Annotated in this window: 13 protein-coding genes; 4 read left to right on the top strand and 9 right to left on the bottom strand. The window is 70.7% G+C overall.

Annotation, left to right across the window (positions count from 1 at the left end; genetic code table 11):
- Positions 1-59: 59 nt before the first annotated feature.
- The gene (locus WMF45_RS31590; RefSeq protein ID WP_437708756.1) at positions 60-1,004 is read left to right on the top strand and encodes a hypothetical protein; all 945 of its coding nucleotides are present in this window, start codon (positions 60-62) and stop codon (positions 1,002-1,004) included.
- Positions 1,005-1,026: 22 nt separating this feature from the next.
- On the opposite strand, the gene WMF45_RS31585 is transcribed toward WMF45_RS31590, so the two are convergent.
- From WMF45_RS31585 to WMF45_RS31550, 8 genes are all read right to left on the bottom strand, one after another.
- On the bottom strand, positions 1,027-1,569 hold the full coding sequence (locus WMF45_RS31585) for a DUF6691 family protein (RefSeq protein ID WP_437708755.1): 543 nt from the start codon (positions 1,567-1,569) through the stop codon (positions 1,027-1,029).
- Complete coding sequence (locus WMF45_RS31580; protein ID WP_437708754.1) at positions 1,566-2,090, bottom strand: YeeE/YedE thiosulfate transporter family protein; 525 nt, start codon at positions 2,088-2,090, stop codon at positions 1,566-1,568. Before WMF45_RS31580 ends, WMF45_RS31585 begins: the two co-directional genes overlap by 4 nt.
- Entirely contained in the window at positions 2,087-3,496 is a 1,410-nt protein-coding gene (locus WMF45_RS31575) for an MBL fold metallo-hydrolase (protein ID WP_437708753.1), read from the bottom strand. The genes WMF45_RS31580 and WMF45_RS31575 overlap by 4 nt, the downstream gene beginning before the upstream one ends.
- A gap of 156 nt (positions 3,497-3,652) precedes the next feature.
- On the bottom strand, positions 3,653-5,719 hold the full coding sequence (locus WMF45_RS31570; protein WP_437708752.1) for a toxin-antitoxin system YwqK family antitoxin: 2,067 nt from the start codon (positions 5,717-5,719) through the stop codon (positions 3,653-3,655).
- Positions 5,720-5,895: 176 nt separating this feature from the next.
- On the bottom strand, positions 5,896-8,265 hold the full coding sequence (locus WMF45_RS31565; RefSeq protein WP_437708751.1) for a hypothetical protein: 2,370 nt from the start codon (positions 8,263-8,265) through the stop codon (positions 5,896-5,898).
- A gap of 420 nt (positions 8,266-8,685) precedes the next feature.
- Entirely contained in the window at positions 8,686-8,862 is a 177-nt protein-coding gene (locus WMF45_RS31560; RefSeq protein WP_437542522.1) for a hypothetical protein, read from the bottom strand.
- A 40-nt stretch (positions 8,863-8,902) separates the two neighbouring features.
- Positions 8,903-9,169: a hypothetical protein gene (locus WMF45_RS31555; RefSeq protein ID WP_437708750.1), complete on the bottom strand. Its 267-nt coding sequence runs from the start codon at positions 9,167-9,169 to the stop codon at positions 8,903-8,905.
- On the bottom strand, positions 9,166-9,786 hold the full coding sequence (locus WMF45_RS31550; RefSeq protein ID WP_437708749.1) for a hypothetical protein: 621 nt from the start codon (positions 9,784-9,786) through the stop codon (positions 9,166-9,168). The genes WMF45_RS31555 and WMF45_RS31550 overlap by 4 nt, the downstream gene beginning before the upstream one ends.
- A gap of 50 nt (positions 9,787-9,836) precedes the next feature.
- On the opposite strand from WMF45_RS31550, the gene WMF45_RS31545 reads away from it, so the two are divergent.
- The 3 genes from WMF45_RS31545 to WMF45_RS31535 all read left to right on the top strand — a co-directional run bounded on the left by WMF45_RS31545 (position 9,837) and on the right by WMF45_RS31535 (position 13,758).
- Positions 9,837-11,498: a Ppx/GppA phosphatase family protein gene (locus tag WMF45_RS31545; RefSeq protein ID WP_437708748.1), complete on the top strand. Its 1,662-nt coding sequence runs from the start codon at positions 9,837-9,839 to the stop codon at positions 11,496-11,498.
- A gap of 214 nt (positions 11,499-11,712) precedes the next feature.
- On the top strand, positions 11,713-13,191 hold the full coding sequence (locus WMF45_RS31540; protein ID WP_437708747.1) for a hypothetical protein: 1,479 nt from the start codon (positions 11,713-11,715) through the stop codon (positions 13,189-13,191).
- A gap of 153 nt (positions 13,192-13,344) precedes the next feature.
- Complete coding sequence (locus WMF45_RS31535; RefSeq protein ID WP_437708746.1) at positions 13,345-13,758, top strand: hypothetical protein; 414 nt, start codon at positions 13,345-13,347, stop codon at positions 13,756-13,758.
- A 53-nt stretch (positions 13,759-13,811) separates the two neighbouring features.
- Here WMF45_RS31535 and WMF45_RS31530 read toward each other — a convergent pair whose 3' ends face one another.
- The gene (locus WMF45_RS31530; RefSeq protein ID WP_437719599.1) at positions 13,812-15,530 is read right to left on the bottom strand and encodes an NAD-dependent malic enzyme; all 1,719 of its coding nucleotides are present in this window, start codon (positions 15,528-15,530) and stop codon (positions 13,812-13,814) included.
- Positions 15,531-15,612: the final 82 nt, after the last annotated feature.

The following is a 15,612-nucleotide window of genomic DNA, read 5'->3' as shown; positions in this document are numbered from 1 at the left end:
GCGGGCAAGCGGGATCTCCCGAGGGGCATGACTGCGGGACGGCGGGGGAGGTGATCGCGGTGGGCGCGAACGTCCTTGACGAGGCGACCGGGCCCGCGCCCGAGCTGGAGCGCTTGCGTGGCTGTACGCGCTTCCTCGGCACGCTTCATCTGCTGGCCTTGGACGGGCCCGAGGCGATCGACGCGCTCACGGATCTCAGGGAAATAGCGGGGTCCTTGCTGCTCTATTCGCCTCCTGAAGATCTCGGACCCCTGTCCAACCTGACGCGGATCGAAGGCCGGTTGCTGGTCGTGGGAGCGCCGGAATCCTTGCGCGGCCTGGCGTCGATCCAGTACGTCTCCGGGCTGTGGCTCTACCAGAGCGGCTTTGCCGACTTCTCATGGCTTCCTGCTCTCGCGGAGATCGGCGCCTCCATGATCGCTCGGCGCAACGCGCAGCTGACCGCTGAAGCGCTGGAGTCCTTCGCGACGTCGCACGTGCGCAGCGGCGCGCTGGTGTCCCTCACGAACGCCGTTCCCAAGGAGCCGCCGGACCCCGATGCCGAGGCGGTCGTGTGTGGTCAGCCGGACGATCTGGTGATCGAGCCCTACACGAGCGTGGCCGGATGCACCCGCTTCCGGGGCTCGATCCACCTGAGCGACACGACGGCAGGCGTTTTGGAGCCGCTCTCCTCCCTCGTCCACATCGACGGCTCGCTGACCCTCTTCCGCAACCACACGGACGATTTCACCGCGCTGCGCAACCTGCGCCGCGTCGGCGCGAATTTTCAGATGCATCTGCTGGAAGGCCCGGGCCTCGACGGGTTCGACGCCCTCGCGGAGGTGGGTGAGCTCAGACTCCTGAGCTTGCGTCAGCTCACGAGCTTCGACTGGCTCCCGGCGCTCACCAGCGTTCGTGAATCTGCGTTGGCGGTGAGGGGGCCCCCCCTGTCCATGGAGGCTGTAGAATCTTTTCTTTCGCGCCTGGACATCGGGGGCGAGACCGCGGTGATGAGCCTCGATTGACGCGTCCTCGTTGCGTTCAAGTTCATCCCGCCGCCCGCACGCGGCTGACGAGCGCCGCTGCGCCCGCGAGCCCGGCGAGGCCAGCCACCCAGGGCCAAGGGGACGTCTTCGTCGCCGAAGGGAGGGTGACCTTGCCGAGGTCCGTCTCTTCGACCACCTCCTTGATGTGCGGGTACACGCGGATGAAGGCGAGCGCTCCAGCGACCATCCCGAGCAGCCCGAACATCGCGTCGCGCCGGCCTTCGCCGACGGCGGCGAGGGTCGTGCCGGGGCAATACCCGAGGATGGCCATCCCAGCGCCGAAGGCCACACCGCCCAGGATCACCGAACGTACCTGGAACGGCTTCACGTCGAGCTCGGTCGCGCCGGCCGCGCGCAGGCCGTGCGTGCCCATCGAGCCGGCGGCCGCCGCGGTCGACATGATCCGCGCAATGCTGCTGTCGCGCAGCAGGAGCTGCTTCATGATGAGGTCGGCATCCGAGGCCCCTCCTCGCTGGAGAAAGGCCCCGAACGCGGTCCCGGTCGCGAGGCCGAGCACCAGTCTTCCGAGCGGATCCCGCTTCATCGCGCACCTCCTCGAAACAGGAGCTTCGCCGTCAAGACGGAGCTCACGCTGATCGCGACGTCGAACGCGAGGCTCGCCGCCGCGAGCTGCATCGTGCCGCTGATGCCGTGCCCGCTCGTGCATCCCTTGCCGAGCCGCGCGCCGAACATCATCAGGGCACCCCCGCAAAACGCGGCGGCGTAGCGCTTTCCGCGGCTCTCCCCGAACCGCGCCCGCCACGCGTCCGGCAGCGTGGTGCCTCGCGTGCCCGAGGCGCGCGAGGCCAGGAACGCGCCAAGGACGATGCCCGGGGCCAGCAGCACCTCCCAGTCGATCTTCGGCGTCGTCTCCCGCCTGGCCACGAACTCGTTCACCCGGCTGGCCTGCGGCGCGAGCCGCCGCGCCAGCGCGCTCGCCGCCGTCTCGAACGCGGACGTCACGCCGAGAGGCCGCTTCGCGGTCCCCATCGCGAACGTCTCCAGCGCTCCGATCGCGAGTCCGGCGAGCTCCGGTGCCCAGCGCGTGCCTCCCTGCGAGCTCATCGTCGCGCTCCTTCGATATCCAGGGTGGTCACCGTGCGCTCGGGGCCCTGCTTCCTCGGCAAACCGAGCTTCTCCCACGCCGTCATCCCGCCGAGGACGTTGGTGACCTCCGTGAAGCCGCGACGACGGAGGATGCTCGTCGCGAGCCCGGCGCGGTGCCCGACGCTGCAGACGAGCGCGATGCGGCCATGACGCGGCAGCGCGGGCTGGATCTTCTCGAAGTGCTCGTCGAGATATCCCACGTACATGTGCCGCGCGCCTTCGATGTGCCCCTCCGCCTCGAACTCCTGATCATCGCGGACGTCGAGCACGGTGACGTCGTCGCCCGCGTCGTGGAGCTCGCGCGGGGTCGTCGTGCCCGTCTTCTCGATGGGCATGCCGGCGTCCCGCCATGCGTCGAACCCTCCGGCGAGCACGCCGGACACGTGATCGACGCCGACGCGCGCGAGGTGCAGGACCGCCGCCTCCACGTCCGCGGCGCGCGAGACGACAAGGTACACCCGGGTCGTCTCGTCCGCGACCCACCCGCCGAACACCGGGAGCCCGGCGAACCAGAGGTTCAGCGAGCCGGGCAGATGGCCCGACGCGAACGCCTCGGGGTCGCGCGCGTCGAGCACCAGCCCCTGCTTGGACTCCGACGCGAACTTGTTTGGGGGCAGGAAGGGCACTTCGCCGGGCTTCACGGAGAGCGGCTTGCCCCCTTCGAGGTTCAGCTTCTCCATCAAGCTGAAATAGGGTGGGCGCGGGATGCGCTCCGCGACCTTGGCGCGGGCGAAGTCGTCGGCCGACCTCACGAAGACGGGATTGTAGGCGCGCTCGAGGCCGAGCGTGGAATCATCGCGCTCCGCGATGTTGCCCCCGCAGACCGAGCCGGAGCCGTGGGCGGGCCAGACGAGCGCCTGATCCCCGAGCGGGAGGAGCTTCTCGTGCACCGAGGCGTAGAGGAGTCGCGCGTTGTCGCTTGTCTTCTCGCGGTCGGGCAGGTCGGTCCGGCCCGCCTCCCCGATGAACAGCGTATCGCCGGTGAAGACGCCAAAGGCGCGCCCGGGCGCGTCCGGGAGGAACACCGCATAGCAGGTGCTCTCCGGCGTGTGTCCCGGCGTATGGAGCGCGCGGATGCGCAGCCCGATCAGGTCGAGCTCCTCGCCGTCCCGCATCCGGATGTCGCTCTGTCCGAAGAGCGGATGATCTCCGCTCACTATCTTCGCGCCCGTCGCCTTCGCGAGGGCGCCAGATCCGATGACGAAGTCCTCGTGGCGGTGCGTCTCTAGGATGAACTTGATCACGAGGTCTCTCTCCCGGGCCGCCGCGAGGACCTCGTCGATGTCCCTCCGCGGGTCCACGACGATCGCCTCACCCTTGTTGCCGAGCAGGTAGGCGATGTGAGCGAGACCTGGAGTCTTCATCCGGTGTAGATGCATGCGTGGGAGCCGATGCAAGCGAGGCGCCAGGCCTACCGTTGAGAGCGATCGGCGCGACGCGAGCTCAAGGGGGCACCGTCGCGCGCAGGACCGCCACGCCTCGACCTGTCGGCTGTGGCGAGATGGTGCCTGACTCGGCGCTCACTCCGCGCGGATATCGCTCTGGAACGGGGAGACGTTCTCCCGGAACATGAGCCACACGAAGAGGCAGCGCACCTCGAAGTACTCGTCGGCCGCGATGCCCGCGAGCGTGGGGTCGAGCCCTCCGATGTCGTGCCCTTCCCAGAGGAAGCCCGGTACGCCGCGCACCCGGCTGACGAGCCCGCCGGTCTGCAGCTGGTCGCGCGCGCGAAACCAGCGGGTGAGCGACATGTTGACCGCCGCCGTGAAGTCGGGCCGGTGCGCGATGCGCTCCGGCAACGCGACCTGGTCGAGGCCGGCCGACCAGCAAAGCCAGCAGAGGGCGGCCCACTCGGCTCGGGCCCTGCGCATCAGGAGAGCGATGGACAGGGCTCCCGGGTCGAGCGCCTCGTCCACGGTGAGCTCGACGGTCTCGACGCCATTCTCGGTCTCCTCGGTCAAGGTCGTCTCTGTCCGCGCGAGCTCCACCGGCCCGTCCGGCAAGAGGTGCGACAGGTCGGGCGGGAGCCACGGACAGGGCTCCGTGCCCGGCAGGCCGCGCTGCACGGCTTCGCGCAGGCGCAGGAGGCGGGTGGCGTAGAGCCGGACCTTCTGCTGAACCTGCTCGATCGGCTGATCGAGCTCGACCGTGACCGATGCGTCGCCGGGCACCGGATCGATGGCCTGGCGCGCCGGCCAGAAAGCAAACTCCGGGTACAGCAGCCGCACGAAGGTCCTGAGGTGCTCGGCCACGGCGGGGGCCTCGGCCTCGACGCGGTCGGCGTCCTCGAGCGCCCCGCGCGTGTCGCCGAGATCGAGCCGCAGGAGCGCGCGCGTGATGCAGGTCGAGCGGCACTCGGGCACGAGCAGCAGCGCCGCCTCGACGAGCGAGAGCGCAACGCGACGCGAGCCCCGGAAGACGGCGGCGAACATGCGATACGCCGCGCTCGGCTCGGCGCCGAGCAAGAGCTCGTCCAGGACGCCGAGCGCGGTCGCGTCGGACGCCTCGAGCAGCGCTCGCCCGCGTTGCTCCACGACCTCGGGTTTCGGCTGCAGCGTCGCGCCGCGCAGGAACTCGGCGAGCCGCTCTCGCTCGCCCCCGCGGGCCGCCGCGCGGGCCGCCGCGCAGCAGGCCTCGCGCGCGCGGCCCTCCTGCAAGAGCTCTCGCGCGAGCGCCCAGACGCGCTCGGCGTCCCACGCCGCGACCTCTTCGGCGAGCGCGGGCGACGCGCCGAGGCTCGCCTCGTCGAGGGCCGCGCCGAGCTCGCGTCGAACCACCGGCGCCCCGTCCGCGTCGAGCCCCGTGAACGCTCCGACCGGGTGACCGTGGGCATACTGGCCGCGCTCCTCGCGCACGCGCCGGTCGAGGTAAGGGCTCGTGTCCGCATCGGGGAACCAGCGGACGGACGGGCCGTGGAAGCGCCCCTGGGGATCGAAGTGCCGCTCCTCGGAAGGGCGGCCCAGCGCGTCGTACCCTAGCTCGCGATGACGCGCGCCGGCCCGAATCTCGATCTCCTGAGAGGGCTTGCCCTCGCGCGTGAAGTAACGGTCGATGAGCGAGGCCGAAGCTTCGTCCTCCTCGCGGACCAGCCATCGTTGCGAGCCGTGGTCGTAGTCGGCCTCTCCGGCGACGCCGGCGGGTTGGTCGGGCCAGCGGGAGCCGTCCGAGGAGATCGGGTACCCGTCGCGGTCATGAAAGACCTGGCGCAGGATGCTCCCTTGCCGATAGCGCGTTCGCAGCTCCCAGGCGCCGGGCGGCACACAGCACGGTCGTAGCCTGAGCTCCGTCGGGGCGTCGCTGCCGTACACCACCACCTCGCCGTCGAGCTCGCCGCCCCTGTAGCGCCCGCGCTGCCCGGGTTGACCGTTCGGGTGGAACAAGGTGAACGGTCCGTCCTTCACCCCGCCCGCGTACCAGCACCGCGAGAGCAACGAGCCGTCGCTCGCGCGGTAGACGTGGCACTCGCCCGAGCGACGGCCTTCGGCGTCGGTCTCCACGAGCTCGAACGTGCCGTGCTCGGGGTCGTACCTGGCTGAAGGAGGAATCGACGGAGGCCGCTCCGCGCCCGGGTGTGCCGTGGAGTCCACGCATCGCAGTCTATCGGCTTTCGCGCCGAGAAGGCGGCCCTTCGCGCTGATTGCAAAGATCCACGAAGCGGGGTTCGGGGCGAGCGGCGCCTGCCCGAGCGCCGCTCCGGACCACGGAAGCTCGACCCTCTCGACGACCGCGGCCAGCGCAGCGGATCGCTGCAGTCTGCGCCGCGCTACTGGTTGGCGGTGTCGCCGGTGCAGATGACGAACTGCGTCGCGCCGTCCAGGGCTGCGCCGTCGCCGGTGAACCGGACCTGGCGGCGCTCTGTGGACGGGCACTTGGCGACGACTTCGTCTCGGCCGAAGCCGAGCCGCGGGTCGACATAACACCACCCGTGCACCTTCTCGCCGCCGACCTCGACAGGCGCAGGAGGCACCGTGTTCTGGCACGCCGCGAGCTCGTCCTGCGTTTTCAGCTGCTCGACCTCGCAGACGCAGTTCCAGCCGTTCACCGCCGCCACCGGATCCTCGAGCACCATCCGCTTCGCGGCGAGGTTCTCGTCGAGCACCTCCCGCCGCGCCGTGAGCCCGTCGCAGCCGCACTTCCCCTCGGCTGTGCTCCGCGCCTCGAGGACGAGACAGCTGACCTGTCCGCTCTCGTTCGGCTGGAGCGCGCGGGGCAGGCACTGCCCGCCGAGCTTCGTCTTCAGGCGATCGACGATCGCGCCGATCGCCGGCCGATAGCCGAAGTCGAGCCGGTCCTCTTCCGTGAACTCGAGCTGCGCCGGGCACACGGAGCCGACGATGCCCTGCTCCCCGAGGTTCCGGATGAGCTCGAGCTGCCGCAGGCCCGGATAGGCCTTCGCGCTGACCTGGAGGTTGCTGTCGGTGCCGTCGGGGTTGTCCTTGCACAGGGGGCTGTTTCGGTCTTCCGTGCCCTTGCAGTCATCGCCCGTCACGGACTCGAGCAACCGAAACGTGCAAGCGTACTGGAGGTCGCCGAAACCCGGGTTGGGGTTCCATTCATGGCCGTTGATGGTGTTGGCGTCGTCCGGCGAGTCCGGGCCGGCGATGCGCGTCCCGGTGATCGGGTTCTGGCCCTCGCGGGGGACCGGCGACTCGATCATGTGGGGATCGCCGGGGCTCCGGCGCGACTCCGGGTCTCCGAGGATGATGTCCCAGGTGCTCGCGAAGCTCGCGTTTGGGGCGCTCAGCTCCTTGGCGCTCTTGAAGCCGCCGACGCGGTTGCCCTCCTGGTCCCTGCCTTCCCGGAGATCGGGCTGGCCCGCGTCGTCCTGGCGCGCGATGTCCTGCCACGGGACGCCCACGAGGCCCGCGAAGAACACGTACTCCGGCGGACGGACCGCGCTGTTCTCGTCCTCCGGGTCGAGATCCGAGAAGAGCGGGTTGTCGACGAGATTGCCCTGGTGATCCTCGATCCGCGCCAGCGTGAGCGCGTCCGTGTAGCGGTCGATCGGGTAGAGCAGATCGATGCCGAACCGGCGCTTCTGATCGAAGCAGCGCAGGTTGTGCGGGTCCTCCTTCGGGGAGAGCGTCTTGGGCTGTCCATCCGGTCCGCAGGTCTCCTCGTCCAGCGGGCACTCGCCCCTGTCCGACCCGCAGGACTTGCAGCACGGGTCGTCCACGCCCTTCTCCGCGCACTCCCTGCGCGGCGCGAACATCCGAAAAACGTCGCCGTCGTCGTCCTTCTGCCTCGCGACCCAGAAGGCGTTCCCTCCCTCCTTGATGGAACAGTCATTCTCGTCCGACAGCATGACGATCGCGAGGAGCGAGTCGGGCCGCAGGAACGCCTTGCGCTGATCCAGGAGCTTCTTGTCCACGCCGCGCCGCTCCGCCTTGCCGTTCACCACCTCGAGGGTCTCGTAGGGCGCGGGGTCCACGAGGAAGCGGTACCAGCTCTCCAGCTGCGACTCGAAGCCGCAGCCGTTGTCGGCCACCCCTCGGACCATGTTCGTCAGCGCCGGCACCAGGCCGCGCCCCGCGCCGTCGTCGAGGATCGGCTCGCCCGCGGGGCTGAGCTTCTGCTCTGGATCCCAGGCGAGGAACCCCAGGTTCTGGTAGGTCGGCGGGTCGTTGTCCGCGTCGTCGTGGTCGTCCCTGTCGCTCCGGGCGATGAGGTGTCCCTTGTCGTTGTTGAAGACGAGCGGTCCCGCGGGGCACGAGTCCGCGCCATGGCTACCGAGGCTCGTGCTGATGATCCCGATGTGGATGTCGACGACGGGCTCGAACTCGCGCTCCTTGCCGCCCGGGCAGCGGCCGTTCACCCCCGGCGGGGACGAATCCAGGGGGTTCAGCGGATCGATGCACCGGGGGTCGACCAGGCGCCTCACGAGGTCGGGAACGGCCAGCGCGAGGATGTCCTGCTTGTCCTTCATCGACGACGAGTTGTCGATGGTCAACAGGAGATCGATCTTGTCGACGCGCCGCGGGAGCCGCTCGACGACGGTGCCAGTCGTGCGCGTGTCCTGATGGGCTATCGGGCGGCTCAGGCACCCCGGGAGGAGCGATGTGCCGCCGACGACGAGGGAGCACAAAAGCGACGCTGCAGCGCGGGCAGCGCGGGACGGAGGACGAGTGAGCATGGATCCTTCCTTGCGCGAGAGATGGAGTGGCCCTTTCGCGCGCCATGCGCGCGCGGAGCCGGCGCGCCCGTCTCGCGCGGAGTGGGTGACAGGCCGCCTGGCTATCGCGTATCAGACGCCGAGAGGGGGTGTTCTCTTGGCTACGTGGCGAGATGAGCGCGACCCCATCACGAAAATCCACGAACCATGGAGAGACAGCGGCGCGGCGGCTGCGTCGCACAGTGGCGGCACAGCCGCCATCGCGGGCGGAGGCGCCGCCGTCACGGCACGGGCGTCACCGCGGCGATCGCGGGCGGAGGCGCCGCCGCCTCGTCGGAAGCGGAGGCGGCCTGCGCCGGTATGCAATGTTATTGAAAAATTACGTTTAGGAAGGAATCGTGAAGGCCGGGCGCCATGGCATCCTCGGCCAGCGGCCGGAGCTCAGCTCTCGGCGGAGGCGGCCGTCTCGGCGCCGGCGACGAGCGGCGCGTACTGCGCGAGGAACTTGCTCCAGCGCTTGTGCTTGCGGCCGGGCTTCCGGGAGCTCTGGGTGCTCCGCTCCTGCTTCTGGGTGACCTTGAGGGTGAGGTGCTGGTGCTGGCGCGTAGGGCGTTGCATGGCGGCGGATGCTGCTCGAACGCGCCCCGCTCCGCAAGCCTCAACGCGACGGAGCCCGCGCCTGCTCGCTCTGTCCGTCCCGCTCCGTCCCCAGCCGGCCGAAGCTGTGGATGCCGTAGATGAGCACCAGGAGCGCGAGCACCGTGAGCCCCATGCCCGCGTCCGACGGCCCGACGCCGACCAGCGCGAGCCCGGCGACGAGGAGCAACCCCCCGCCGCCGAGCGCGCGTCGCGCGCGCTCCTCGGCGTCTCGCTCTCTCCTGTGCCCCCGGCGGCGCGCCGGCCCGCCCTCCTCGCGCGCGCTCACTGGAACTTCTGCGTCCGCGCGTAGGTGATGAAGTCCTGCACGTCGCGCGTGAGCTCGCGCTCGGCGGTGATCGTCGTGCGCTCGTGCGACTCGCCGACGAGGTCGTCGTAGAGGTAGTTCTGCTGGTAGAGGAGCACGAGGCGGACGGCCCCGTCCGGCCCGCCGCGGACGATGCGCAGCTTCTCGTCCCGGCCGTTCGGCGGCGGGATCGCGGCGCCGAGCGCCTGGGCGTCCTCCTCGGTCACGTAGACGACGCCGTACGCGCGGCTCTGCACGCCGACATCGACGCGCACCTTCTTCCCGCTCGTCAGCTCGATCTCGCGCCCGCGCGCCGGCTGCGCGCCCTCGTGCGCCATCGCCCGGCGGATCACCTCGATCGCCCTGCGCTCGTCGAGGGCGCGCATCGGGTTCGGCGCGCGCGCCTCGCCGCCGCTGCACGCCGCCAGCGCGAGCGCGGCGGTCGCGATCCCCAGCGCGAGGCGCGCCGCCCCTCGCGCGCCGCCGAGGAGACGGCGCGCGTCCCGAGCCTGCCCGGGCGCGGGCGCGAGCGCTGAAGGCCGATGCGGAAGGGGACAGAGATGGGGAGCCCCCGAGCCTTGATGAAGCTTCCTCGACATGAGCGGCATGAGAGTAGCCAACCGCCGGGAGCTTCGCTACTTCTCCCGACATGGCGCGGCTCGCTGCGATCGACATCGGATCCAACGCCATCCGGCTTCGCATCGTCGACGTGGATCCGCCGGCGCTCGGGGCGTTCGGGGCCGGCTGGGATCCGGCGCTCGCCGGGGCCGCGACCGGGGCGCCCGACGCGCCGCGCTTCCACCCGTTCCGCGATGTCCATGCGGATCGCGCGTCGGTGCGTCTCGGGCACGACGTGTTCACGAAGGGCCGGCTCGAGTCGGGGGTCATCGGCGCCGCCTGCGAGGCGCTCCGGCGCTTCCGCACGGCGATGGATGCGGCCAAGGTCGACCGCTACCGCGCCGTGGCGACGAGCGCCGCGCGCGAGGCCCAGAACGGCGACCTCTTCGTCGAGCGCGCCGCGCGGGAGGCCGGCGTCCACATCGAGGTCATCGAGGGGATCGAGGAGGCGCGCCTCGTCCAGCTCGCCGTCCGCGAGCGCGTCGCGCTCGGCGAGCGGACCGCGCTCCTCGTCGACATCGGCGGCGGCTCCACCGAGCTCACGCTGCTCCGCGGCCGCGGGGCCGTCTTCTCGCGCTCGCTCCCCGTGGGGACGGTGCGGATGGTCGAGGCCTTCCTCGAGGATCGCCGCCCGGTCGACGCCGGGCACCGGCGGCTCGTCGAGGAGTACATCGATCGCGTCATGGTCGAGGCCACGCGCGAGATCGTGGAGCTGCTCGGCGAGGGGTCGGGCTCGGGGATCGATCTGCTCGTCGGCACGGGCGGCAACATCGAGACGCTCGCGGAGCTCTGCCCCGCGCCGGCCGGGTCCCCGGAGGGGCGGGCGATCGACGTGGCCGCGATGTCCCGCCTGCTCGACGAGATGGCGTCGAAGACGCCCGAGGAGCGCGCGCAGATCTACGGCCTGCGCCCGGACCGCGCCGACACCATCGTCCCCGCGGCGACGATCCTGGGCCGCATCGCCCGGGCGTTCGTGCAGCGGGTCATCGTCGCTCCCGGGGTCGGGCTCAAGGAGGGCGTGCTCGTCGATCTCGCCCACGCCCACTTCCTCGGCCCCGACTTCCGGGGAGAGGCCGCCGCGGTCAGCGACGCCTGCGTCCGGCTCGGCCGCCGCTACCACTTCGACGAGAAGCACGGCGCGCTCGTGGCCCGCTTCGCCGAGCGGCTGTTCGACGACCTCGCGCCGCGCCATCGCCTCGGCCAGCGCGACCGGATCCTCCTGCGCGCGGCGGCCCTGCTCCACGACATCGGCGACTTCGTCCGCTACGAGGGGCACCACAAGCACAGCTATTACGTGATCGCCCACAGCGACCTCATGGGCCTGACCCCGGAGGAGCGCGCGATCGTCGCGAACATCGCGCGCTACCACAGGAAGTCGCCGCCCAGCATGGACCACGACAACTTCCGCGCGCTCTCGCGCGACGCGCGCGCCAAGGTGAAGGCCATGGCGTCGATCCTCCGCATCGCCGACGCGCTCGATCGCGAGCACCGGGCCAAGGTCGCGGAGGTGAGCGGCCGCATCGAGGGCGACACGCTGGTGATCGAGGTGCAGGGCGCGGAGGACCGGGCGCTCGAGGAGTGGACGGTCGTCGCGAAGGCGGGGATGCTGCGCGACGCGCTCGGCCTGGAGGTGCGGATGGTCGACGCCACGCCGAGATCGCGCCCGCCTCCGGCCGCGAGCGCGGGCGGATGACGCGAGGCACCGCCGGGCTCACGGGGGCTGACGCGCGGCGCCGCTGCGCGCGCGGGCGGGATCGACGCCCGAAAAAGGCGCCGTGGCCTTTGCGTGGAGCCCTGCGGGCCACCATGAAGCTCGGCACGGGGGAGGTTCTGCCCCCGTGGAGGAGCGCGGCGATGCCGTACCGACGGGCGCGGCCGCGCCGCCGCGGAACAGGGGCGAGCGACCGTTGACGCTGAAATCTCCGAAGCTGATGGAGGCCCGCCGCGCCGCCGGCATCCTGAGGTCCGCCCTGCGCGGGCACACGGGCGATCTGACGCTCGCCGACGCGTCGGCGAAGAGCGGCCTGCCGCTGCGCGACGCGGAGAGCGGCCTGCACCTGCTCGTCAGCGAGCACCGCGGGCACCTCAAGGCGACGTCCGAAGGTGAGCTGCTCTTCCGCTTCCCGTACGGCTTCACCAAGCCGTGGGAGACCCGCACGCGCCTCGCGCGCGCGCTAGAGGCCGTCCTCCGGGCCGCCGCCGGCGTGGCTCGCTTCGTCGTGCGGGCGTGGATCGCGATCGTGCTGATCGCGTACGTCGTGATCTTCGTCGGGATCCTGATCGCCCAGCTGTTCGCCCGCTCGAGCAGCGACTCGCGCAACCACGACGACGTCCCCGGATCGTTCGCCGGCTACTTCCTCTTCCGGCTGGTCCTCGACGCGATCTTCTGGACGTTCCACCCGTTCTCGCCGTTCGTGTGGACGGCCGAGCCGGCGTGGTCCTCGTCGCATGGCCGCCGCGGGGCGTTCGGGCAGCGACGCGACGAGACGCCCTTCTACGAGAAGGTGAACCGGTTCTTCTTCGGCCCGACGCCGGCGCCGCGGGATCCGCTCGAGGCCGAAAAGCTCATCCTGGCCGAGATCCGCGCGCAGCGGGGCCGGATCGGGCTCGCCGACGTGATGCGCGTGACGGGGCTCCCGCGCGACGAGGCGGACCCGTTGATGGCGCGGCTGATGCTCGACTACGACGGCACGGTCGACGTCTCCGAGGAGGGGGGCATCGTCTACCGGTTCGAGGCGATCCGGCGGACGGCGGCGGAGGCGCCGGCGCGGGCGCCCGCGCCGGTCTGGGCCAAGCGCGAGGAGCTGCCTCCGCTGACCGGGAACGGGCCGGGGATGAACGCGCTCATCGTGGCGCTCAACGGGTTCAACCTGCTGATGAGCCTCTACGCGCTCGGGGCCCACCTGACGGTGGAGAACCTCGGGCTCCTGGCGCGGGGCGTCCCGATGGCGGAGCTGCCCCCCACGGGGACGGCGGTCGCGCTCGGGGTGGTGCCGCTCGTCTTCTCGCTCGCGCTCTTCGCGCTGCCGCTCGGCCGGGCGATCCTGCGCCCGCTGAAGCAGCGGAGGCTCGCCCGGCGGAACGGCCGGCGGGCCGTGCTACGGGCGATCCTTACCCGCGTCGGCGCGCGGCAGGGACGGGAGCCGATCACGGAGGCGGTGCTCCAGCGGGCGTGGCAGGAGGCGGCGGGGGAGCCGCCGCGCTCGGAGGAGATCACCCGCGAGGTCGTCGCCCTCGGGGGCGACGTCGACCTCGAGGCAGGCGAGGGGATCCGGTACCGCTTTCCCGATCTGGAGACCGAGGCGAAGGCCCTCGAGGCCGAGCGGGAGGCGGCCTCCGAGGAAGAGGCGCGCGCCGGGAAGGTGATCTTCTCTTCCGACGCGTGAGCGCCGTCGCAGACGGTTTTTTCTGTGGTGCTTGATGAGGGCGCTGACAAAAACCGTCGATGGCGTGTGCGCGCGCACGGAGCCGCACCGCATGGAAGCGCCGTTCATTGACGCGCTCTGGTCCGGACGTCTACGTTAGGGTGAATTTCACTCATGTACTCCGTTGACAACAGGGCCGGTCGTCTCATCGAGGTGAGGCTCGCATCACCGCTCCCGGCTGGCGAGGTCGACGCGTGCATCGCCCGGATCCAGGGCGTCGTGACCCAGAACCGGCATGGCGCTGTTGTCTGCATCGAGCTGCTCCAGGTCGACGTGCTCGCGCCCGAGAGCGCGGAGAAGTTCCTGGAGATGATGCGGGTCCAGAACGCCACGGTGCACCGGACGGCCTACCTGCTGCCGGTGTCGAACGCGATCCTGGGGCTCCAGGTCGAGCGCCTCATCCGGGACGCGCATAACTCGAGCCGAAAGGCATTTCGCGACACCACCTCGCTCGAGGCCTGGCTCGTCCCGGTGATGACGATGGTGGAGGCGCAGCAGCTCCGGAAGTTCCTGTCCCAGCTCGGCTGAGGTGGAGCGCGCCGCCCGCGGCCCGCGCCGCGGGCGCCCCACCGCGCCAGGCGCTAGCCGCGGACGAACGGCAGGTACTTCGGCTGCCAGAACCGCGCCTTCACATAGGCCTCGACGTTCCCGGGGTCGACCTTCTCGCTCCTCGCGACGCCGTCCTCGAGCGCCGCCCGGATGACCGCGATGGCGACGCGCGTGGAGACCTCCTGGAGCTCCTCCACGGGCGGGTAGATGAGCCCGTTGTCGAGGTGCTTCTCCGCCGTGTAGTCGACGAGCGCATACGCCGCCGCGAGCACCATGCCGTCCGTGATCTCGCGCGCGTCGGACAGGATGGACCCGAACCCGAGCCCCGGGAAGATGAAGGCGTTGTTCCCCTGGCCGATGGGGATGGTCTTGCCGTCGCGCTCCACGGGCGGGAACGGGCTGCCGGTCGCGACGAGCGCGCGGCCCTCGGTCAGGGCGAGGATCTCCTCGGGGAGCGCCTCGCAGGCGCTCGTCGGGTTGGAGAGGGCGAAGATGACCGGCCGCGGGGTGTTGGCGGCCATCGCCTTGATCACGGGCTCGCTGAACGAGCGCGGCTGCCCGGACAGCCCGAGGAGCACGGTCGCGCGCGTGTTCTCGAGGGTCTCGACCAGCGTCGGCACGGCCCCGGCCTTCTTCCATGCGGCGATCTTCCCCGGATCCTGCGCGAACTTGCGCTTGTATTCCTCCATCGGGCGGTCCTTCGCGAGCAGGCCCTTGGAGTCGAGGACGAAGATGCGGGCGAGCGCCTCGTCCTCGGTGAGCCCCTCGCGGAGCATCCCCTGGCAGATGGCCCAGGCGACGCCGACGCCGCCCGCGCCCGCGCCGTGGATGACCACCGATTGATCCCTGAGCCGCTCGCCGCGCAGCCTGCACGCGGCGACCACGCCCGCGAGGGTGACCGCCCCTGTCCCCTGGATGTCGTCGTTGAAGGAGGGGATCACCTTCCGGTACCGATCCAGCACGGAGAAGGCGGCCTCCTTGGAGAGGTCCTCCCACTGGATGACGGCGCGGGGGCAGCTGCTCTTCACGGCGTCGACGAACCTGTCGAAGAAGTCGAAGTAGGCGTCGCCGCGCAGGCGGCGCTGGCGAACACCGAGGTAGAACGGATCCTCGATGAGATCGGTCCGGTCGGTCCCCACGTCGAGGACCACGGGCATCGTGTGGAACGGGCTCACGCCGCCGCCCGCTGTGTAGAGCGCGAGCTTGCCGATCGGGATGGCGAGCCCGCCGTAACCCTGGTCGCCGATGCCGAGGATCGCGGAGGAGTCGGTCGCCACGATCATGCGCACGTCCTCCCACGGGAAGCTCGCGAGCACGCGCTGGGCGCGATCGATGTTCACGGGAGAGAACGAGACGCCGCGCGCGCTCTGATAGAGGAAGTTGAACTGCTGCACGGCCTCGCCCACGGTCGGCGTGTAGACGATGGGCAGCATCTCGCCGAGGTGGCGATTGAGCAGCGCATAGTAGAGGATCTCGTTGCGCTCCTGGAGCGCCCGCAGATACTGATACTTGGCGATCGGCGTCGGCTCGCGGCGAAACCCGCCATAGACGCGGGCGAGCTGCTGTTCCATGGTGTTGACCTGCGGCGGGAGCAGCCCGTCGAGCCCGAGGTTCACGCGCTCTTCCGGCGTGAAGGCCGTCCCCTTGTTGGTCATGACGAGCCTGAGGAGGGCGATTCCGTCGAAGTACACCTCCATGTACTCGCGGCCATAGGCGTCTCTCTTGACGTCGAAATACTTTGAGATCCTCACCATGGAGGCATCGTAGACCGACGCGCGCGCGCCGGCGAGCATTCCTTGAGCTCGCGAGCGGGCGAACTCGGGTTGTTCCCGG

Origin of the sequence: Sorangium sp. So ce448 (assembly GCF_051520915.1) — a bacterium.
Taxonomy (GTDB): Bacteria; Myxococcota_A; Polyangia; order Polyangiales; family Polyangiaceae; genus Sorangium; species Sorangium cellulosum_B.
The sequence above is the reverse complement of the archived record's forward strand: the minus strand, read 5'-3'. Positions and strand labels throughout refer to the sequence as shown.

Excerpts from the sequence above, each read along its gene's own strand:
- WMF45_RS31585 (WP_437708755.1), bottom strand. The coding sequence starts at position 1,569 with ATGAAGCGGGATCCGCTCGGAAGACTGGTGCTCGGCCTCGCGACCGGG.
- WMF45_RS31580 (WP_437708754.1), bottom strand. The coding sequence starts at position 2,090 with ATGAGCTCGCAGGGAGGCACGCGCTGGGCACCGGAGCTCGCCGGACTC.
- WMF45_RS31575 (WP_437708753.1), bottom strand. The coding sequence starts at position 3,496 with ATGAAGACTCCAGGTCTCGCTCACATCGCCTACCTGCTCGGCAACAAG.
- WMF45_RS31565 (WP_437708751.1), bottom strand. The coding sequence starts at position 8,265 with ATGCTCACTCGTCCTCCGTCCCGCGCTGCCCGCGCTGCAGCGTCGCTT.
- WMF45_RS31560 (WP_437542522.1), bottom strand. The coding sequence starts at position 8,862 with ATGCAACGCCCTACGCGCCAGCACCAGCACCTCACCCTCAAGGTCACC.
- WMF45_RS31550 (WP_437708749.1), bottom strand. The coding sequence starts at position 9,786 with ATGTCGAGGAAGCTTCATCAAGGCTCGGGGGCTCCCCATCTCTGTCCC.
- WMF45_RS31545 (WP_437708748.1), top strand. The coding sequence starts at position 9,837 with ATGGCGCGGCTCGCTGCGATCGACATCGGATCCAACGCCATCCGGCTT.
- WMF45_RS31535 (WP_437708746.1), top strand. The coding sequence starts at position 13,345 with ATGTACTCCGTTGACAACAGGGCCGGTCGTCTCATCGAGGTGAGGCTC.